The sequence below is a fragment of the Massilia rubra genome, from assembly GCF_011682065.1.
Taxonomy (GTDB): Bacteria; Pseudomonadota; Gammaproteobacteria; order Burkholderiales; family Burkholderiaceae_D; genus Telluria_A; species Telluria_A rubra.
Window position 1 is genome coordinate 226,819 of record NZ_VUYU01000003.1, and the last position, 20,735, is coordinate 247,553.

Sequence of the window (20,735 nt, forward strand, 5' to 3'; positions counted from 1 at the left end):
TCAGGGGGCGGGAGGCTTGATTTTGAACGGTCTGCCGCGCTTGGCGGGTAGTACCTGGCGTTTGGCGCGGTGTTGCAATTCTGTCTTAAAGGCATCGGAACCGAGCGGCCAGCCCTTGAGCACGGCGGCGTCGATCTGGTCGAGCTGCTCGCGCGTCAGGGCCGGCCGGCTCAATTCGATGTAGGCGGCTTCGCGCTGGAAGGGGGTGTTTCCCAGCGCCCAGTACAGGGCGTGGTCGGTGATGACGTTGTCGGGCTGGGCGCCGGCGTGGTGGGCGTAGCTCGACCACGGGTAGTCCAGGGCATCGGCAACGAGCTCGTTGCGCACCGGGTTGTGTTCTATATAGCGGCTGCACAGCAGGAAGTAGGCGGCGGCGTCGATCAGCGCCGTTTTGAAGCGGCCCTGGAACAGGCTGCCGCTGCGGCCATACTTGGCGTTGAACCAGGGCACATAGTAACGGCCGACGCGCTGCATGGTCTGGGCCAGGCCTTCCACGGTCGAGGGCGATGCCAACAGGTGCAGGTGGTTGGGCATCAGCACGTAGGCGTGGATGGCGACCTTGAATTCCTTGGCGCTGTCTTTCAGCCAGCCGAGGAAGCGCTGGTAATCTTCAGCTTCGCGGAAAATCAGCTGGCGGTCGTTACCGTGCTGGATGATGTGATGCGGCTGGTTGGGGAGGACGAGACGGGGAAGGCGGGCCATGGCAGTATGAAAAACGACGGAATCACGTCATTTTACTGAATCGGCATGGCCCTGTCCCTAATTAAATACAGACCAATGCTCAGATCGCATGACTGTGTCCCTATTTTCGATGCGTGCTTGACCTACGCCCTGCCCAGGCCCGTTCGCTCATGGCGAACAGCCGGGTATCCTCCGCCGCGCCGCAATGTAACCGGTTACGCGAGGGTGAAACCGGCGGACAGGCTGTAGCCTTCGCCATAGGCACTGCGCAGCGGCAAGTCCTGGCCGAGGCCGGAGCGGGCTTTCTTGCGCAGGCGGTACACGAGCATGTCGACCCGGCGGCTGGCGTCCGGGTCGTCGCCGCCCATGCCGGCCACGATCACCTGGCGCGGCACCGGACGGGTGTTGAGCGTGAGCAGGTGCAGGAAGTTGCATTCCTTTTCGGTCAGGTCGATCACCGCACCCATCAGTTCGAGCTGGCGCGCACTGACGCGCAAGGTCCACTTGCTCGGCAGCTGGGCAGCCGGCTCGGGCGGACGCACGCGCCGGTCGAGCGCCTCGATATGCGCTGCCAGTTCCGGAAACTTGATCGGCTTGGTCAGGTAATGGTCGGCGCCCAGGCGCAAGCCCAGAATGCGGTTGTCGAACGCGACGCGTCCGGTCAGCACCAGCAGGCCGATTTCGGGATACAGCTGGCGCATGCGCGGAATCACATTGAAACCGTCTTCGTCCGGCAAGCCGAGGTCGAGCACGACCACGGCGGTCGGGGTCTTGGTCAGGGCCGCCCACATCTCGGCGGCGGTGGTCGCAATCATTACTTCATGGTTGAGTTCCGTCAGAAACTCCGCCATATCGCCGGCATAGTCGCCGTTGTCCTCAACAATCAATATTTGCGTCATGGGTTGGCCATTTTCTTCATTTCATTACCCCGTGCATAGCAGCCTGTCGCACTTGGGATCGTCGGCTGCAAAAATCCCTGGACGGTCCATATTTCGCCGCTTTCTCGGCCAATAGTTCACTATTGGCACTGCGAAATCGTCGCAATCTGGCCTCGCCCAGCTATTTTTTCGCTTCGACTCCCCAAGTCCGGCAGGCTGCCCGAATCCCTACTTGCGCGCGGTGCCTTCCCTAGTGTGTTGATTACCGGAATTATCACTGCTGCTACCTTCCGGCGCAACTCTTTTCCCCGCCGCACGTTGCGCGGGGAGCCAGATTTTGAACACCGGGCCCGACATTGGCACGTTTTGAACATCGATCGTGCCTCCATGCACCTCGACGACGGAGCGCGCCATGTACAGGCCGAGTCCGGAACCCGCACCCACGGCATTACTTCCACGACAACCCTTGCCGAAAATCATGGCCATGTCGGCTGGCGGCACGCCCTGGCCGTGGTTGCGCACGGACAGCTCGATGCCGTCGGCCGTGGCGTGCCCGGCCAGGATGATGGCGTGTCCCGGCGGCGAATATTGCAGCGCGTTGTCCACCAGCACTTTCAACGCCAGGCGCAAGGCGTTCGGCTGGGCGCGGATCAGGGGCGGCAAACCGCTCGATTCGATGCGCGCGCTGCCCCCTGCCGCGCTGACTTGGGCCGCCGCTTCCTGCAACAGCAGTGCGGGCGCGATGGTGTCGGGCTGGCGCGCGCTGCCGATCTCGTCCATGCGGTCGGGCGACAGGTACTCGTCGAGCATGCCGATCAGCCGGTCCACGGCCGCCTGGATCTTGCGATAGCGCTGGCGGGTCGGCTCGTCGGCGTGCGTTGCGGTCGCCTCCAGGCGCTGGATGGCGCCGTCGATGGTCGACAAGGGCGTGCGGAATTCATGGTTCAGCATGCTCGCAAAGCGGCGCTTTTCCTCGGCCCGCGCGCGCTCGCCACTGGCGTCGATCAGCACGCCGACCAGCGCGCATGGCTTGCCGCTGGCGTCGGTCAGCAAGGTCGAGCGCACCTCGAGCGGGACCGTGCCGCCATCCGCATGCAGTTGATCAACATGGCGCAACAAGGTGCGCCGGCTCTGGTCGCCGCCGTTGAAACGGGCGAGGCGATCGGGCAAGCCCGCGCACAAAGCGGCCAGCGGCGACGCGGCTTGCTGGCTGGACAGTTGCTTGATGAAATCCGCAGCCTCGTAGCCGAGCAAGTCCCGCACCGACGGACTGATGTACGACAGGGCGCCCGATGCGCAATCGACGATCCAGGCAACATCGCCGCGCAACTCGGCGATGGCACGAAACTGTTCCACGAGCATGTTGTCACTGGACCGCACCAAGCCTTGGCTTGCCTCGCTGACATTACCGTTCATGGAATGCTTTCTTTAACTGTTCAACATCACACTCCGCTAGTATATCGCCAACATTGTAGTAAGTATATGAACACAAATGTGAGACCGCTATTCGTCCAGCGGGGCAAAAATGGCTTGCAGGTCTTCTTGCGTCAGGCTCATTTTGTGCGACTCGCCTTCGGCCAGGATCGACTGCGCCAGGTCGGATTTCTTTTGTTGCAGCAACTGGATTTTTTCCTCCAGGGTGCCCTTGGCGATCAGCTTGTACACGAAGACCGGCTTGTCCTGCCCGATGCGCCAGGCGCGGTCGGTGGCCTGGTTTTCGGCGGCCGGATTCCACCACGGATCGTAGTGGATCACGGTATCGGCCGCGGTCAGGTTCAGGCCGACGCCGCCCGCTTTCAGGCTGATCAAGAAGATCGGCACCGCCCCCTGCTGGAAGGCGGCGACCTGGGCCGCGCGGTCCTTGGTGTCGCCGGTCAGCAAGGCGTACGGGATGCGGCGCGCGTTGAGTTCTTCCTCGATCAGTGCCAGCATGCTGGTAAATTGCGAGAACACCAGGATCTTGCGGCCTTCTTCGAGCAAATCGTCGACCATCTGCATCAGGTCGATCAGCTTGGCGGAACCGCTGTCCTTCTTCTTGGCCGGCAATGCCTTCACCAGGCGCGGATCGCAACAGACCTGGCGCAGCTTGAGCAAGGCTTCCAGGATGACGATCTGGCTGCGCGCCACGCCTTTTTTGTCGATCTCGTCGCGCACTTTCTTGTCCATCGCCAGGCGCACGGTTTCGTACAGGTCGCGCTGGGCGCCCGACAATTCCACCTTGCGCACCATTTCTGTCTTCGGCGGCAATTCTTTGGCGACATTGTCCTTGGTACGGCGCAGCAGGAAAGGCCGGATGCGGCGGTTCAGCAGCGCGCGCCGCAGCGGGTCGTCCTGGCGCTCGATCGGGTGGCGGAACTGGCTGTTGAAGGTTTTTTCATCGCCCAGCAAGCCCGGCAGCAGGAAGTGGAATTGCGACCACAGCTCGCCCAGGTGGTTTTCGAGCGGCGTGCCGGTCAGGCACAGGCGGTGGCGCGACTTGAGCAGGCCGGCGCTCTGGGCCGCCTTGGAGCGGTTGTTCTTGATGTAGTGCGACTCGTCGAGGATGACGAGGTGGAACTCGTGCTCGCGCAGCTTTTCTTCATCGCGCGGCAACAGGGCGTAAGTGGTCAGGACCAGGTCGACTTCTTCGATCTTGTCGAACTGTTCCAGGCGTTCCTTGCCTTGCAGCAGCAGCACGCGCAGGTCGGGCGCGAAGCGGGCCGCCTCGTCCTGCCAGTTGGTCATCAGGCTGGTGGGCGCGATGACCAGCGCCGGATGGGTCAGGCGGCCGGCTTCTTTTTCGATCAGGATGTGGGCCAGGGTTTGCACCGTCTTGCCCAGGCCCATGTCATCAGCCAGGATGCCGGCCAGGTCGTACTCGCGCAAAAATTGCATCCACGCCAGGCCATCGGCCTGGTAGTCGCGCAAGGTGGCCTGCAACCCTGCCGGGGGCGCCACTTTTTGCACCGAACCGAACAAGCTCAGCTTGCGGCCGGTTTCGCGCAACTGCTCGCCGCCGAACCAGCGCAAAGCGGTTCCGCGCGCCAGTTCTTCGAGACGGCCCGCATCCAGGGTCGAGAGCCTGACCTTGGTTTTGATCTTGTCGCTGAAGTAAAGTTCACCGAGCGTGTTGAGAATCGGCTTCAAGCGCCCCCAGGGCAGCGCCACGCGCAGGCCGTCCGGCAAGGTGGCCAGCATCTGGTCGGCGTCGGCGTGGGCGGCCAGCACCTCGGGATCGAAGTCGCTCGGGGCGCTGCGGATCAGTTGCACCAGCACCGGCAAGAGCGGCACGCGTTTCTGGTTGACCACGATGCCCAGCTCCAGCTCGAACCAGGCATTGCCCGCTTCGACCGGCTCGTCGATCTCGGCGTACCAGTCTTCGACGGCGACGACATCGTAGCGGTATTTGTTGGATTTCTGCACATGCCAGCCGGCGTCGACCAGGCCGGCCAGGTCGCCTTCGGCAAAACGCAGCCAGTGGGCCTGGCTTTCCAGTTGCTGGGCGCCGGCCAGGGCGTTGAGCGGCGGCGTGCCGGGCTTGCGGAAACCGAGGGCGGTAAGTTCTTCCAGTGCGGCGGCCTCGGCCGCGCTATCGCGGGCGATGACTTCGGTCACGTCGCCCACCTGGCGCACCACGCGCTGGGCCGGATCGAAGGCCACGCGCTCGCCGTCGTAGTCGAACGAGAGCACGGCGTAATCGTGCCAGCGCTGGTGCGCGCCATCGGCCAGCGGCACGCTGTCGAGCAGCAAGTGCGGACGCGGCTTGACGTCGTCGCGCAGGCGCTGGGTCAGCGGCTGCGGCAGGGGCATGAGTTGCTGCAAGCCATGGGCCAGCAAGAGTTGCGATACCCGCTTCTTATCGTTGCCGCTCAGGGCCGGGGCTTGCGCCACCAGCGCCTGCAAGTCGGCCAGGGAAATGTCGACCCCGCCCCGGTTGAGCGCGAGCGCGCCGCAGGACAGGTTATCGATGTACCACGGCGGATCGGTCGGCAGCATGTAGTCGATCTGGTCGGCGGCGGTATGGGTCGCGCCGCTGGCGGGCTGGACTTGCCAGCCGAGGCGCGCGGTGCGGCCTTCCTCGCGCCAGACCAGGTTGGCTTCGCGCACGGGACCGGCCTGCAAGGGATAGATCAGGCCGTTGGCCATGTCGGCCCAGGAATTCGCCCACAGCAGCTTGTCTTGTTCCAGCAACATTTGCAGCAGGATAGCGCCGACCTTGCCTTTCGGCTCGGTCGCGCTGCCGCCCTGGGAGGCAGCGCCGCTGCGCATGGCGATGAAGAAACGCACCAGGTCTTCATCGTCGCCTTCCAGGTAGGCGGGCGGGGCCGAGAGCAGGGAAAACACTTCGCTGACCGGGCTGGCGGCGGCCACTTCGCCGTTCGGGCGCAGGCGTGCCTTGCACAGGCACAGGGCCACGTGGCGCCCGCCGCTGGTCGGCGCCAGGACATAGACGAACTTGTACTGGGCGACTTTGGGATCCTTGACCTCCAGGTCGAGCTTGGGCTGCGGGTGGGCGGCGGCCTCGACCCGTTGCAGCCAGCTGGCGATCGGCGCTGGCAGGGCCGACGCCGGGGTGGCGTGCGGCGCAGCGGTGGCAGGGCGTCCTTCGCGGGGTTCGTCGCGCGTTAAATCCATCGTGTGCATGTGTTCTGTAAGGGCAATATCGGAGACGATAACACCCGATATTATCCGACATAAAGACGCTTGTGTTCTGTTCTCTTTCACACGCAGGGATGGGGAACGCGCCGCGCGCTGGCCGGCATTGCGCCCGCATGCATGATGGGTATTTTCGCGCGGGCTGTCATGAGCGTCGCCGGCACGCCGCGTGCGGCGAGTCGATCATTGCGCCGTCAGCAAATGGCATCGCCCGATCGCATGTTGGCGCCATGCTGATGGCTCGCTCGATGTGGGACAGAGAAGGCGATAAAAATCAGGATGGCTCTGCTATCAATAGAAAAACATTGATAAAATTCAACTTTTCCAGTGCGGACCCTGGTCGCGGAAACGCTGGAATCGATCCGCCGCTTATGGAAGCTGGAAATGACAGGATTGTATGCGCACTAACTTACACTTCATGAAACGTCGCGCGACCTGCATCGCCATTTTGGTCATCGTTGTGCTCTGCGCAGCCAAATTGTATGGCCAGGTTATTTACGCAATGTACGGTGGAGATATTCCCGCGAGGTGGAATCCGACTCTGTACCTGCTGTCGCACAAAGATCTGGTGGGACAGCTGGGACGTCCCGATGTGGATTTGGCCGGAAAGGGTTATCAGTACTGGCAAAAAACAGCGTGGTGGGGATTTTATGAACTGCAAGCAGGGTACGCCGATTGCTGTACCGATCAATCACGTCCTTCCAGCCTGTACATTGCCGCATACGTGAAGGGAAAATACGATCCGGTTCTGTACAAAAAAATTTCCAAGGCTAGCGTAACGACGGAAAGCGGAATGGAAAAAGCATCTGCCAAAAGTCCCCCGCAGTGATGTTGCCATTGTTGCTATTTATACTCAGATGTATAAAATGGCAATCTTCGAGCCCTGTTATTCGCTGCGCCGCTCTTGTTCCTCCTGGAGAAATCATGAAACTGTCCGCCATCCTCGCCCTGCTGCTGTTTACCGCCACCGCCAATGCCCAGATCGGCGACCGTGCGGTCATGATCGCCAATGAAAACAAAGACATGGCGGCCGCGATCGTCAAGGCGCAAGGCTCGCTCGATTCCTTTCTCGCCATTTATGCCAAACCACCCGCCGGCGCGGATCTGTTTCGCCTCAAGGTAAAAGTCACCGATAAAAACGGCAGCGAGCATTTCTGGGTCATGCCATTCAAGCAGACCAAGACGGGCTTTACCGGCACCATCGCCAACGACCCGGATATCGTCGAGAGCGTCGAAAACGGCGATGAAATCACGTTCAAGCGCGCCGATATTTCGGATTGGGGCTACGTCCAGAACGGCAAGCAAAAAGGCAGCTTCACGGTCTGCGCCATGTTCAAGTCGATGCCGGCGAAGGAAGTGAAGCAGTATCGCGAACAGCATGGTTTCGAATGCTGATATGAAGCAGTATTACTTCGATTATGACGAAGGCATGAACCGGGACAATTGCCATCCGCGCTTTGCGAAATTGGCCTCCGAGGATTTTTACTACAACGAGTGCGACGATTTCAGCCCCTTCGGTAGCGACACCGGCCACGATACACTGACCATGCTGCAGGATTGGTATCAGGAGGGCGGGCGCGATCGCCATATCGCTTCCTTCGTGCGGCGCCTTTTTGCCGATTGGGATTGCCCTATTCCAAAAGGCATGTGGCGCGCGCAAGCCGCCGAGATGGAACGGTGGCTTGCGCTCGATGAGTTGAACGAACGCTTCCTCACCGACGAATGGCGGGTCAGGGTTGCCACCGCATTCGGCCAGTTGCGCATTAGCGGCGACATCGACGGCGGCATGCTCGAAGAGGCATTGATGAGCAATCGCTTCCAGCTGTGGTTCAACGAGCGCGCGCGTACTACCTATCCGAAATGGGAGTACGCCGACGTCGAAAAGGAGCGCCTGCTCGCCATGCGCGCGGTGCTGAAACAGTGCGAGCCGGTGACATCGCATGATTTCAAGGTCGGCGACCTGGTGCGGCTCATCGGCATCCCGGATTGGCTGATCGACGATTTGCAGGAATCGGAACAACTCGACGTACTCGGCTGTATCGGCAATACAGCGTTCATCGAAAAAATCGATGAGCACGGATGTTTCTGGGTTGAATTCGGCAAAACCGCCGGCGGCGACGAGTCCGCCCGCCACAGTTGCAGGGCGTTTGCTATCCCCGCCGACTGCCTGGAACACTGCTAAGCGGCAACCGCGTTCAACGCGTGCGCTGACGATAACGCAGCGTGCTCGCCAAGATATTCCCCCCTGCAAAGATACTGACGTCCGGCCCCCGGACGGTAATGTCGATTGAAGTGCGGGAAAATACCACGGCCGTATCCGCCTCGCTTTTTTATGCAAATATACAGGCCTGCGGCCATGTACACTGTCCCCTTTTAAACAGCCAGGACGGCAGTCCCCGTGCACACCGTCCAGGCACTGTCAAGACTGGCGCATTCGCCGCGATTGCGTATCATTCCGTGCTTGACTCATCAGGATGTTCCCCATGCTCCCAACTATCGAACAACGTCTCGCCATTGAACTTGCCGCCAAGCCTGTCCAGGTTGCCGCCGCCATTGCCCTGCTCGACGAGGGTGCCACCGTTCCCTTTATCGCGCGTTACCGCAAGGAAGCGACTGGCGGACTGGACGATATCCAGTTGCGCCTGCTGGAAGAGCGCCTGCGCTACCTGCGCGAGCTGGAAGACCGGCGCGCCGCGATCATCTCGTCGATCACCGAACAAAACAAGATGACGCCGGCCCTGCTCGACGCCGTCACCCACGCCGAAGACAAGACGCGCCTGGAAGACCTGTACCTGCCGTACAAGCAAAAACGCCGCACCAAGGCGCAGATCGCGATCGAAGCGGGCCTGGCGCCCCTGGCCGAAGGCTTGCTGGGCGACCCGACCATCGCCCCCGAAGAAGAGGCGGCCAAATACCTGCGCGAGGCCTTCACCAGCGACGACGGCAACAACCCCGGCGTGGCCGACACCAAGGCCGCGCTGGACGGCGCGCGCCAGATCCTGATGGAGCGCTTCGCCGAAGACGCGACCTTGTTGCAGTCGCTGCGCGAATACGTGCAGGAACACGGCATCGTCGAGTCCAAAGTGGTCGAGGGCAAGCAGGATGAAGGCGAAAAATTCGCCGATTACTTCGACTATTCCGAAACCATTTCGACGGTCCCGTCGCACCGCGCGCTGGCCCTGCTGCGCGGGCGCCGCGAAGGCATTCTCGACGTCGTCCTGCGGCTCGACACCGAAGCCGAAAAACCGAAGTGGGACGCGCCGCACAACCCGTGCGAAGGCCGCATCGCCGCGCGCTTCGGCATCAAGAACCAGGGCCGCCCGGCCGACAAATGGCTGGCCGACACGGCGCGCTGGACCTGGCGCGTGAAGAGCTTCATGCACCTTGAGACGGAGCTGATGGGCGCCCTGCGCGAACGCGCCGAACTCGATGCCATCAACGTGTTCGCATTGAACCTGAAAGCGCTGCTGCTGGCCGCGCCGGCCGGCCCGCGCGCCACCATGGGCCTGGACCCCGGCCTGCGCACCGGCGTCAAGGTGGCCGTGGTCGACGCCACCGGCAAGGTGGTCGACACCGCCGTCATCTATCCGCACCAGCCGCGTAACGACTGGGACGGCTCGCTGCACGTGCTCGGCGCGCTGGCCGCGAAACACAATGTGTCCTTGATCTCGATCGGCAACGGCACCGCCTCGCGCGAAACCGACAAGCTGGCGCAGGACCTGATCAAGCAGCGCGCGGAACTCAAGCTGACCAAGATCGTCGTGTCGGAAGCCGGCGCCTCGGTCTACTCGGCCTCCGAATTCGCCTCGCGCGAGCTGCCCGACATGGATGTGTCGCTGCGCGGCGCGGTGTCGATCGCGCGCCGCCTGCAAGATCCGCTGGCCGAACTGGTGAAGATCGATCCCAAGTCGATCGGCGTGGGCCAGTACCAGCACGACGTGAGCCAGACCCAGTTGGCGCGCTCGCTCGACGCGGTCGTCGAAGATTGCGTCAATGCGGTCGGGGTGGACGTCAACACCGCCTCGGCGCCGCTGCTGGCGCGCGTTTCCGGCTTGTCGTCGAGCGTGGCGCAGGCCATCGTCACCTACCGCGACCTGAAAGGCGCGTTCACCTCGCGCGCGGACCTGAAAGCGGTGCCGCGCCTGGGCGAGAAAACGTTTGAGCAGGCGGCCGGCTTCCTGCGCGTGATGGGCGGCGCCAATCCGCTCGACGCCTCGGCGGTGCACCCGGAATCGTATCCGCTGGTCGAAAAAATCCTGGCCGATATCAAGAAGGAGATGAAGTCCGTCATCGGCGACGCCTCGCTTCTGAAGACGCTCAATCCGGCCAAATATGCGGATGAAAAATTCGGCGTGCCGACCATTACCGACATCCTCAAGGAGCTGGAAAAGCCCGGCCGCGATCCGCGCCCCGAGTTCACCACCGCCACCTTCAAGGAAGGCGTGGAAGAAATCCGCGACCTGCGCCCGGACATGATTCTGGAGGGCGTGGTCACCAACGTGGCGGCCTTCGGCGCGTTTGTCGACATCGGCGTGCACCAGGATGGACTGGTGCATATTTCGGCGCTGTCGAACACCTTCGTGAAGGACCCGCACTCGGTGGTCAAGGCCGGCCAGGTGGTGCGCGTGAAGGTGCTGGAAGTGGACGAGAAGCGCAAGCGCATCGCCCTGACCATGCGCCTGACCGACAGCGCGCCGCAGGCCGGGTCCAAGCCCGAGCAGCGGGGCGACCGCACCGACGGCAAGCGCCTGGCGCAGCATCAGCAGAAGCAGGAGCGCGCAGCGGCGCCGGCCGGCGGCAGCATGGCGGCGGCGTTCGCCAAGCTGCGCGGATAACGCCGCCATGATCGCCATCAGCGCATGCGACCCGGACAGCCTTGACGCGCGGGTGCTGGTCGAGGAACTGTCGGCGACGCTGGCGGCGCTCACGGGCGACAGCGGCAAGGCCTCGTTTTCGGCCGACGATGCGCGCGTGGCGAGGTCGCTGTTCGTGGTGGCCAAGGGCGAGGCCGGGCAGTTGCTCGGCTGCGCGGCGCTAAGGCCGCTGGACGGGGATGTGGGCGAGGTCAAGCGCATGTTCGCGCGCCCCGGCACCAGGGGCGCGGGCGCGGCCTTGCTGGCGCACGTGGAGCAGGCGGCGCACGGATTCGGCTACCGGGAACTGTGGCTGGAAACGCGCAAGGTCAATACGCGCGCGGTGGCGTTCTATGAAAAACACGGCTACCGCACGATTCCCAACTACGGTAAGTATGTGGGGCGCGATGATGCGATTTGCCTGGGCAAATTGCTGGAGGCCGGTTAATCATCCCGACGCGGCCTCTCCCTCAAAGTAGCTATTCCCCCCTACTCCCAACGCCGCCGGCCCCCAATCGTCCATCCCCCGCCGTTTTCTTATAAAATGACGGTATCTAACCTATTTCCCACCGAGGCAAGCCATGAGCGACGTAAAAACCTGGATCAAAGACACCGTAACCGCCACCCCTGTGGTGCTGTTCATGAAGGGAACCGCCCAGTTCCCGCAATGCGGCTTTTCCGGCCGCGCCATCCAGATCCTGAAAGCCTGCGGCGTCGAGAATATCGCCACCGTCAATGTGCTGGAAGATCCGGAAGTGCGCCAGGGTATCAAGGACTATTCGAACTGGCCAACCATTCCCCAGCTCTACGTCAAGGGCGAATTCATCGGCGGCTCCGACATCATGAACGAAATGTTCGAGTCGGGCGAACTCAAAACCCTGCTCGATGCCTGATTCTCCCCCGCGGCGCCTGGTTGTCGCCATCACCGGCGCCACCGGCGCCGTGTATGGCGTGCGCCTGGTCCAGCAACTGGCTGCCACGCCGGGCATCGAGACGCATCTGATCGTCTCTGACGCCGCCGTCCTGACCCTGCACCAGGAACTGGGCATGCAGCGCCGCGAGGTCGAGGCGCTGGCCCATGTCGTCCACAAGAACCGCGATGTCGGCGCGTCGATCGCCAGCGGCTCGTTCCAGTCCGATGGCATGGTCATCGCCCCCTGCTCGATGAAAACCCTGGCCTCCGTGGCGCTGGGCCTGTCCGACAACCTGATCGCGCGCGCGGCCGACGTGGTGCTCAAGGAGCGCCGCCGGCTGGTGCTGATGGTGCGCGAAACGCCGTTCAACCTGGCGCACCTGCGCAATATGACGGCGGTGACGGAAATGGGGGGAGTGATCTTTCCACCGCTGCCAAGCTTTTATCACAAGCCGGAGAGCATCGACGCCATGGTCGATCATACGGTGGCGCGGGTGATGGACCTGTTTGGCGTGGTGCACACGCTGGCGCCGCGCTGGGCCGGCATGAAGCCGGGAACGGACACCCGGGACACCTGAGGCGCTGCGGCGCCCTGCTACGCCGCTGTGTGCGGCAATGATCTTCGTAACGAGCGCACAGGCAAGCGAGCGCGCCAGCTGTGCCGGCGCCGCCCTGGCGCGCTTGCCGCGATCAGCGCTTGTCGAACTGCCAGCTGTCGGCCTTTTTCAGTTCCTTTGCTTCCTCGACCATCCGCCGATGGGCGATGCGCTTGCGCATGACTTCTGCGTGCTGCGCGGCAGTCATCGGGGGAACAGTCATCAGGTCCTTGAGTTGCGCGGTGTTGCTGTAGTTACTTTTCATAAGACGGCTGGGTCCTCGACGTGTTGCATAACGGGATGACAAGACTGCAATGTCTGTTGTGATTATGATCCACTATGCCCTGTTTGTGCGGCACAATATCAATTCATTGCAACCGGGAAACTTCGTCACGGTCTGACCATTGTGCATGAATTTTATGGCTTCGCCATGACAAATCATAAAGCCCCGTCGAATTTGCAGAGGACAGGGCCGTGATTGGACGTTGATGTGACGCAGAAGGCGCACGCGAGCAGGCAACCGCCGATATTGGGGTGCTTGGCGTAAAAATAGTTCGGTTTATATCAACACAAAAAATGCCAATATTCGTGCCAAATAACTACTTTTGGTAATTAATGCGTACAAGCATGCGAATGAATTCGCGTGCAATTTGACGATGATGTTCGTCAAGTCTCTGTAAATCTGCAATTAATTTCACATCGGCGGACTCGAAACGCGACAAGCCGGCCGCGCTGTCGCTATTTGCCGAGGCGCTTTCGTCCCCGCCAAAGCGTAACCATTCCGCAGGCACGCCCAACCATTGTGCGATCATGCGCAGCTTCTCTTGGGTGGGAATCGCCTCTCCAACAAGCCATTTCCGGGCAGCATGCACAGTAATGGGCCGTCCATCGAAGCGAATGTTAAATTCCCGCGCCAGGCGGGTGGGGCTGTCGGGGGAGTAGTGGGCGTTCTTCAGTGCCTGCTGCAGGCGCTCACTAAAGCTTTCGCGTTCGTTGGATGAATTCATGGGTGGCACTATTTCATGCAACGGCATGAAAGTCAGTATCTTCACGGTTGAGACCAATTGTGACAAGCTACGTTTTCAATGTAACAATCAAGCGGGAATTGTACACCCTCGCAGCATTGCCGCAAACCACGATGGAATGTTAATTCTTCAGCAATTTTTAGCAGGCTGGCATACTCGATCGGCCGTCACTGGTCGAAAAAACCAGTGTAGGCGCAGCGTCCCCGCGCCACCCCCGCGCACGAACCGATGGTTTGGCTTAGATCAGATGGAAGCGCAGGATGCCGTCGTCATCATGGCTGCGGCGCAAGACACCGTCGTACCAGAGCTTGTGCAAATGGGCCAGCGCCTCGCCCAGCGCAAAGGTGAGCTGGTGGGCGTCGAGCGGACGGCGGAACATGAGCGGGACGATGTCGGCGGCCGAGGCCGGCGTGCGGCAAGCCTGCACCACCTCGGCCAGGCGCGCCGCATGATGCGCGCGCAACTGCGCAATACGCGTATGCAAGCCGGTGAACGGCCGTCCGTGCGAGGGCAGCACCAGTGTAGCGGCCGGCAAGCCGTCGAAGCGGGCGAGCGAATCGAGATACTGTTGCAGCGGATTGCCTTCCGGCTCGACCGCGAACACCGACACATTGGTCGAAATGCGCGGCAGCACCATGTCGCCCGAAATGAGCACGTTCAAGGCGTCGCAATACAGAGCCGCATGTTCGGGCGAATGGCCGAAGCCGGCGATCATGCGCCACTCGCGCCCGCCAATGGCGATGCGCTGCCCGTCCTGGATGCGCGTGTACGCGGCCGGCACGGCCGGCACCAGGGTCGGATAATAACTGCGGCGCTCGCCCAGTTGCGCGCGCAGGGCCGCGTCAACCAGGCCGTGCCGCTCGAAATGGGGAATCGCCGCCGTGCCATCGACGCCCGGCAGGGCCGCCGACATCATGCGCGCGAAGCCGTATTCGCCCGTGCTCATCCACAAAGGCGCGCCGAAGCGCGTGCACAGCCAGTCGGCCAGCCCCACATGGTCCGGATGGCAATGGGTGGCCAGCACGCGCAGCAGCGGGGCGCCCCGCATGCCGTCGACGAATATCTGCTCCCAGGCGGCGCGGGTGGCGTCCGTGGCCACGCCGCAATCGATGGCGGTAAATCCGCTGCGTGCGTCGCGCTCGTCTTCCAGCAGCCACAGGTTGATATGGTCGAGCGCGAACGGCAGCGGCATGCGCAGCCAGCGCACGCCGTCGGCCAGGCGCATCAGGCTGCCGGGCGCGGGCAGGGCGTCGCCGCAGGGGTAGGACAGCGCGGATTCGAGAGCATTCATGGCGCATTCTTTCGTGTTCAGGAGGACGGCAGGCACGCTACAATAGGTTGACGTTGACGTAAACGGCAAGCTGCGCCCCAATTCTAAGCGATTGCGCGCGGCCCCTTCCACCCGCCGCCTGAGAATAGCTCCGAGCCACTGATGTCCATACGTACTTACACCATCGCCGAACTGGCGCGCGAATTCGACATTACCGCGCGCGCCATCCGCTTCTACGAAGACCAGGGCCTGCTGCGCCCCAGCCGCGAAGGCGTGGGCGGGCGCAACCGGGTCTACACGGCGCGCGACCGCACCCATCTGAAACTGACCCTGCGCGGCAAGCGCCTCGGCCTGACCTTGTCGGAGATCAAGAGCATCGTCGACATGTACGAGTCGCCCAAGGATACCGCGGCGCAGATGAACCGCTTCCTCGGCGTGCTGGCCCACCAGCGCGAAACGCTCGAGCGCCAGCGCGAGGATATCGACATGGCTCTGGCCGAAATTGCCGCCCATGAAGAGGAATGCCGCCGCATGCTGGCCGAGCAAACGGCGAATGCGTAAACAGCCTCGCTGCTTGACGTTTACGTTAACGTCAAACATGCGTATGATGAACTCTTCCCATTCCGACCCCGCGAGGACGACAAATGCTGCATCTTCCAGGCTTGACCTTTGACCATGGCGAAGACATCGCCGCGCTGCGCGAAGCAGTTCAACAATTCGCCTCGGTAGAAATCGCTCCCCGCGCGGCGGAAATCGACCGCAGCGACCAGTTCCCGATGGACCTGTGGCGCAAGATGGGCGACCTGGGCGTGCTGGGCATCACTGTCGACGAGCAGTACGGCGGCGCCCAGATGGGTTACCTGGCGCACATCGTGGCGATGGAAGAAATCTCGCGCGCCTCGGCCTCGGTCGGCCTGTCGTACGGCGCCCACTCGAATCTGTGCGTCAACCAGATCAAGCGCAACGGCAGCGAAGAACAGAAGATGAAGTACCTGCCGAAGCTCATTTCCGGCGAATACATCGGCGCACTCGCCATGTCCGAGCCGAACGCCGGATCGGACGTGGTCAGCATGAAGCTGCGCGCCGATTTCAAAGGCGACCGCTGGGTGCTCAACGGCACCAAGATGTGGATTACCAACGGCCCGGACGCCGACGTGCTGGTGGTGTACGCCAAGAACGACCTGGAAGCCGGCCCCCGCGGCATGACCGCCTTTATCATCGAAAAAGGCTACAAGGGTTTTTCGATCGCGCAAAAGCTCGACAAGCTGGGCATGCGCGGCTCGCACACGGGCGAACTGGTGTTCCAGGATTGCGAAGTGCCGGTTGAAAACGTGCTCGGTGGCTTGGGCAAGGGCGTCAATGTGTTGATGTCGGGCCTCGATTTCGAGCGCACCGTGCTCTCGGGCGGGCCGCTCGGCATCATGGCGGCGTGCATGGACGCGGTGGTGCCGTACGTGCACGACCGCAAGCAGTTCGGCCAGCCGATCGGCGAATTCCAGCTCATGCAGGGCAAACTGGCCGACATGTATTCGACCATGATGGCGTGCAAGGCGTATGTGTACGCCGTGGGCCAGGCCTGCGACCGCGCCAAGACGCCGGAAGCGATCCGCAACCTGCGCAAGGATGCGGCGGGGGCGATTTTGTACAGCGCCGAAAAAGCGACCTGGATGGCGGGTGAAGCGATCCAGACCCTGGGTGGCAATGGTTATATCAACGAGTATCCGGTCGGACGTCTTTGGCGCGATGCGAAGCTCTACGAAATCGGCGCAGGCACCAGCGAAATCCGCCGCATGCTGATCGGGCGGGAATTGTTTGCCGAGACGAAGTAATTTCGGTCACCGCCGACCTCAAGACCGTCGTTCCCGCGCAGGCGGGGACCCAAGTTCGTCATTCAGCCATCGGCTGCGGCGCACACTTGGATTCCCGCCTGCGCGGGAACGACGAGCTTGCGGCGTATAGAATAGTCTTCCCACCAAGACTGATCGAGAAGCCAGATGACACAAGTTGCGTTCCCCAAGCTGCTGTCTTCGCAGATTGCTTTCGACATCGCCCGCACCATCCTCGACGGTTTCGACAAGCACTACCGCCTGTTCCGCCAAACCAGCCAGGTCGCCAAGCGCCATTTCGAAACCGGTTCCTGGGCCACCGCCCAGCAGGCGGCGCGCGAGCGCATCGGGTTCTACGACCAGCGCGTGCAGGAATGCGTGCAAATCCTCGAAGATGAATACGATAACGGCGAACTGACCGACGAAGTCTGGCGCGAACTCAAACTGCACTACATCGGCATGCTGTCCGGCCACAAGCAGCCCGAACTGGCCGAAACCTTCTTCAACTCGGTCTGCTGCAACATTCTGCACCGTACCTATTTCCACAACGATTTCATTTTCGTGCGCCCGGTGGTGTCCACCGAGTACATCGAAACCGACGAGCTGCTGCCGACCTACCGCGTGTACTACCCGGCCAAGGACGGCCTGCGCTTCGCGCTCAAGCGCATCGTCACCAATTTCCAGCTGAACTGCAAGTTCGCCAACCTCGACCGCGACATCGCGCTGGTCGAAGCACGCCTCAAGCTCATCTTCGGCGGCGAAGCGCTCGAGCCGAACCACCAGATCCAGGTACTGTCGAGCCTGTTCTTCCGCAACAAGGGCGCCTACATCGTCGGCAAGGGCATCAACGGCAACCGCGAATACCCGTTCATCGTGCCGATCCTGCACAACCGTCACGGCGAGCTGATCCTCGACACGGTGCTGTTCGACCATGAACAGATCACGATCCTGTTTTCGTTTACGCGCGCCTACTTCCTGGTGGACATGGAAGTGCCCTCGGCCTACGTGCAATTCCTGCGCAGCCTGCTGCCGCGTAAACCCCGGAGCGAGATCTACACCATCCTCGGCCTGCAAAAGCAGGGCAAGACGCTGTTCTACCGCGATTACCTGCAGCACCTGAAACACACCGCCGACCGCTTCGAAATCGCGCCCGGCATCAAGGGCCTGGTGATGCTGGTGTTCGCCCTGCCCTCGTTCCCGTACGTGTTCAAGGTGATCAAGGATTTCTTCCCTGCGCCGAAAGAAACCACGCGCGCCCAGATCAAGGAAAAATACCTGCTGGTCAAGAACCACGACCGCGTGGGCCGCATGGCCGACACGCTCGAATACTCGAACGTGGCCTTTCCGCTGGAACGCTTTTCGGAAGAACTGATCGCCGAGCTGATGCATCACGCGCCCTCGCTGGTCGAGTACGAAGGCGACCGCATCATCATCCGCCACCTGTACATCGAACGGCGCATGGTGCCGCTCAATATCTTCCTGAACCAGGCGGAAGTGGCCGGCAACGATGCGCTGATCGAACACGGCGTGCTCGAATACGGCAACGCCATCAAGGAACTGGTGGCGGCGAATATCTTCCCCGGCGATATGCTGTACAAAAACTTCGGCGTGACGCGCCACGGCAGGGTGGTGTTTTACGATTACGACGAAATCGAATATATCACCGACTGCAATTTCCGGAATATCCCGGAACCGCGCAACGAAGAAGATGAAATGTCGGCCGAGCCGTGGTATTCGATCGGCAAGCACGATGTGTTTCCCGAGCAGTTCGGCGCATTTTTATTGGGTAACGCGAAAATCCGCCTGTATTTCATGAAGCACCACGCGGATCTGTTGACCAGGGATTTCTGGCAGTCGCGCAAGCAGCGCATCATGGACGGCCATATCGAAGACGTGTTTCCGTATCCGCAGCAAATCCGCTTTTGTAACCAGAGTGCCGCCGATAATCCGGCGGTGTATACCCCGTCCTATTTGGAGAACTTACACAATGAATGATCCAGTCGTTATCGTCGGCGCGGCCCGCACACCCATGGGCGCGTTCCAGGGCGATTTTTCCTCCAAGTCCGCCAGCGACCTGGGCGCCGTGGCCATCGCCGCCGCCGTCGAGCGTTCCGGCGTTGACGCCAAGCTGGTCGAACACGTTTACTTCGGCAACTGCCTGATGGCCGGCCAGGGTCAGGCTCCGGCGCGCCAGGCGGCCATCAAGGGCGGCTTGCCCTTGTCCGCCGGCGCGGTGACCCTGTCGAAGATGTGCGGCTCGGCCATGCAAGCGGCGATTTTCGCGCATGACAGCCTGCTCGCGGGCAGCGCCGACATCATCGTCGCCGGCGGCATGGAATCGATGACCAATGCGCCCTACCTGATTCCGAAGGCGCGCGGCGGCTACCGCATCGGCCACGGCATGATGTTCGATCACATGATGTACGACGGCCTGGAAGACGCCTACTCGCGCAACGAGAAAACCGGCGAAGGCCGTTCCATGGGCACCTTTGCCGAAGAATGCGTGGCCAAGTATGCGTTCACGCGCGAAGCGCAGGACGCGTTTGCGATCGCCTCGGTCAAGCGCGCGCAGGAAGCCAACAACGAAGGCTACTTCAAGTGGGAAATCGCGCCTGTGACCGTGACCACGCGCGCGGGCGACTCGGTGATCGACAAGGATGAAGGCCCGGCCAAGGCCAAGCTCGATAAAATCCCGGCCTTGAAGCCGGCCTTCAACAAGGACGGCACCATCACCGCCGCTTCGTCGTCGTCGATCAACGATGGCGCGGCGGCCCTGGTGCTGATGCGCGAATCGAAAGCGCGCGAACTCGGATTGACCCCGATCGCCCGCATCGTCGCTCACTCCACCTTTGCGCAGGAACCGAACCTGTTCACCACCGCCCCGATCGGCGCGCTGCAAAAGCTGTTCGCCAAGACCGGCTGGACACCGGCGGAAGTGGACCTGTACGAGATCAACGAAGCGTTTGCAGCGGTGCCGATGGCGGCGATGCACGAGTTGAACATCCCGCACGACAAGGTCAACATCCACGGCGGCGCGTGTGCGCTGGGCCACCCGATCGGCGCCTCGGGCGCGCGCATCATCGTCACCCTGCTCGGCGCGCTGAAGAAAACCGGCGGCAAGCGCGGCGTGGCCTCGCTGTGCATCGGCGGCGGCGAAGCGACGGCGATGGCGTTTGAGATGATGTAATTGAGCGTTGAGCGGCTCCGTTTAATGCCAACAACCTAAGCTCCGTCGTCCCCGCGAAGGCGGGGACCCAAGTCTGCGCTGGAGCCACTGGCTAAGCGACTAACTTGGGTCCCCGCCTGCGCGGGGACGACGGATATGAGGTTAGCGGCAAAGCTGCATCTATCCGAACCCCGACCAAGAGAATCAATGCCAACAGCACTCATCATCGGCGCCTCGCGCGGCATCGGCCGCGAACTGGTGCGCCAGTACCTGGCCGACGGCTGGCGCGTGATCGCCACCGCCCGCAACAGCGACGACTGCGCTGCCCTCGGCGCAATGGGCGCGCATCCGTACCAGCTCGACGTCACCAGCGCCGACTCCATCGCCGCCCTGGGCTGGAACCTGGACGGCGAACTGCTCGACACCGCCATTCTTAACGCCGGCGTGTACGGCCCGCGCCACGACGGCTTTCCCACCCAGGACGACTTCGACGCCGTCATGCACACCAACGTGCTGGCCGCCCTGCGCCTGCTGCCCGTGATCGCCCCCATGGTGGCCGAGGCGCGCGGCAAGCTGGCCGTGATCTCCTCGCGCATGGCCTCGATGGGCGCGCGCGGCAGCGCCTCCGGCACCCTGTACCGCGCCAGCAAGGCGGCCTTGAATTCGGTGCTGGTCGATACCGGCATCCGCTTCGGCCCCAAGGGCGCGACCTGCGTCGCCTTCCATCCGGGCTGGGTCCAGACCGACATGGGCGGCCCCGGCGCCGACATCACGCCCGAACAAAGCGCGGCCGGCCTGCGCGCCACCCTGGCCGGACTTGACGCCGCCGCCAACGGCGCCTTCCTCAATTACGACGGCACGCCAATTCCCTGGTAAGCCCAACCTAGCGAAA

Annotated in this window: 19 protein-coding genes; 12 read left to right on the top strand and 7 right to left on the bottom strand. The window is 62.3% G+C overall.

The genetic code is table 11. The annotated features are described in order from the left end of the window. The 4 genes from F0185_RS06080 to F0185_RS06095 form a co-directional block, all read right to left on the bottom strand. Positions 1–702, bottom strand: a complete 702-nt coding sequence (locus F0185_RS06080; RefSeq protein ID WP_167222535.1) for a transposase — start codon at positions 700–702, stop codon at positions 1–3. 194 nt (positions 703–896) lie between these two features. Further along, on the bottom strand, positions 897–1,580 hold the full coding sequence (locus tag F0185_RS06085) for a response regulator transcription factor (RefSeq protein ID WP_126074850.1): 684 nt from the start codon (positions 1,578–1,580) through the stop codon (positions 897–899). A 207-nt stretch (positions 1,581–1,787) separates the two neighbouring features. Further along, positions 1,788–2,921, bottom strand: coding sequence for a PAS domain-containing sensor histidine kinase (locus F0185_RS06090; RefSeq protein ID WP_167222861.1), 1,134 nt, complete (start codon positions 2,919–2,921; stop codon positions 1,788–1,790). Positions 2,922–3,062: 141 nt separating this feature from the next. Next, positions 3,063–6,173 carry a DEAD/DEAH box helicase gene (locus F0185_RS06095; protein WP_167222863.1) on the bottom strand — a complete coding sequence of 1,037 codons (3,111 nt, stop codon included), beginning with the start codon at positions 6,171–6,173 and terminating at the stop codon, positions 3,063–3,065. A 418-nt stretch (positions 6,174–6,591) separates the two neighbouring features. On the opposite strand from F0185_RS06095, the gene F0185_RS06100 reads away from it, so the two are divergent. The 7 genes from F0185_RS06100 (at position 6,592) to F0185_RS06130 (ending at position 12,538) form a co-directional block, all read left to right on the top strand. After that, positions 6,592–7,023, top strand: coding sequence for a hypothetical protein (locus tag F0185_RS06100; RefSeq protein ID WP_167222537.1), 432 nt, complete (start codon positions 6,592–6,594; stop codon positions 7,021–7,023). Between the two features lie 95 nt (positions 7,024–7,118). After that, positions 7,119–7,589, top strand: coding sequence for a YegJ family protein (locus F0185_RS06105; RefSeq protein WP_167222539.1), 471 nt, complete (start codon positions 7,119–7,121; stop codon positions 7,587–7,589). Position 7,590: 1 nt separating this feature from the next. Further along, on the top strand, positions 7,591–8,376 hold the full coding sequence (locus tag F0185_RS06110; protein ID WP_167222541.1) for a hypothetical protein: 786 nt from the start codon (positions 7,591–7,593) through the stop codon (positions 8,374–8,376). Positions 8,377–8,677: 301 nt separating this feature from the next. Then, entirely contained in the window at positions 8,678–11,029 is a 2,352-nt protein-coding gene (locus F0185_RS06115; RefSeq protein WP_167222543.1) for a Tex family protein, read from the top strand. Between the two features lie 7 nt (positions 11,030–11,036). After that, positions 11,037–11,495: a GNAT family N-acetyltransferase gene (locus F0185_RS06120; RefSeq protein WP_167222545.1), complete on the top strand. Its 459-nt coding sequence runs from the start codon at positions 11,037–11,039 to the stop codon at positions 11,493–11,495. 133 nt (positions 11,496–11,628) lie between these two features. Beyond that, positions 11,629–11,940, top strand: a complete 312-nt coding sequence (grxD, locus tag F0185_RS06125) for a Grx4 family monothiol glutaredoxin (protein WP_166885690.1) — start codon at positions 11,629–11,631, stop codon at positions 11,938–11,940. Beyond that, positions 11,933–12,538, top strand: coding sequence for a UbiX family flavin prenyltransferase (locus F0185_RS06130; protein ID WP_167222547.1), 606 nt, complete (start codon positions 11,933–11,935; stop codon positions 12,536–12,538). Before grxD ends, F0185_RS06130 begins: the two co-directional genes overlap by 8 nt. Positions 12,539–12,650: 112 nt before the next feature. Here F0185_RS06130 and F0185_RS06135 read toward each other — a convergent pair whose 3' ends face one another. The 3 genes from F0185_RS06135 to F0185_RS06145 form a co-directional block, all read right to left on the bottom strand. Next, a complete protein-coding gene (locus F0185_RS06135; protein ID WP_166874768.1) occupies positions 12,651–12,821 on the bottom strand; it encodes a hypothetical protein in 171 nt (56 codons plus the stop codon). Between the two features lie 334 nt (positions 12,822–13,155). Next, positions 13,156–13,563: a hypothetical protein gene (locus tag F0185_RS06140; protein WP_166885694.1), complete on the bottom strand. Its 408-nt coding sequence runs from the start codon at positions 13,561–13,563 to the stop codon at positions 13,156–13,158. A 256-nt stretch (positions 13,564–13,819) separates the two neighbouring features. After that, positions 13,820–14,872: an MBL fold metallo-hydrolase gene (locus F0185_RS06145; protein ID WP_167222549.1), complete on the bottom strand. Its 1,053-nt coding sequence runs from the start codon at positions 14,870–14,872 to the stop codon at positions 13,820–13,822. A 147-nt stretch (positions 14,873–15,019) separates the two neighbouring features. On the opposite strand from F0185_RS06145, the gene F0185_RS06150 reads away from it, so the two are divergent. The 5 genes from F0185_RS06150 (at position 15,020) to F0185_RS06170 (ending at position 20,719) form a co-directional block, all read left to right on the top strand. Continuing rightward, positions 15,020–15,412: a MerR family transcriptional regulator gene (locus tag F0185_RS06150; protein ID WP_166885847.1), complete on the top strand. Its 393-nt coding sequence runs from the start codon at positions 15,020–15,022 to the stop codon at positions 15,410–15,412. A gap of 83 nt (positions 15,413–15,495) precedes the next feature. After that, on the top strand, positions 15,496–16,680 hold the full coding sequence (locus F0185_RS06155) for an isovaleryl-CoA dehydrogenase (RefSeq protein WP_167222551.1): 1,185 nt from the start codon (positions 15,496–15,498) through the stop codon (positions 16,678–16,680). Between the two features lie 165 nt (positions 16,681–16,845). Then, positions 16,846–18,672 carry a bifunctional isocitrate dehydrogenase kinase/phosphatase gene (gene aceK / locus F0185_RS06160; RefSeq protein ID WP_167222553.1) on the top strand — a complete coding sequence of 609 codons (1,827 nt, stop codon included), beginning with the start codon at positions 16,846–16,848 and terminating at the stop codon, positions 18,670–18,672. After that, on the top strand, positions 18,665–19,864 hold the full coding sequence (locus F0185_RS06165) for an acetyl-CoA C-acyltransferase (protein WP_167222555.1): 1,200 nt from the start codon (positions 18,665–18,667) through the stop codon (positions 19,862–19,864). Before aceK ends, F0185_RS06165 begins: the two co-directional genes overlap by 8 nt. Positions 19,865–20,050: 186 nt before the next feature. Next, on the top strand, positions 20,051–20,719 hold the full coding sequence (locus F0185_RS06170; RefSeq protein ID WP_167222557.1) for an SDR family oxidoreductase: 669 nt from the start codon (positions 20,051–20,053) through the stop codon (positions 20,717–20,719). Positions 20,720–20,735 lie beyond the last annotated feature (16 nt).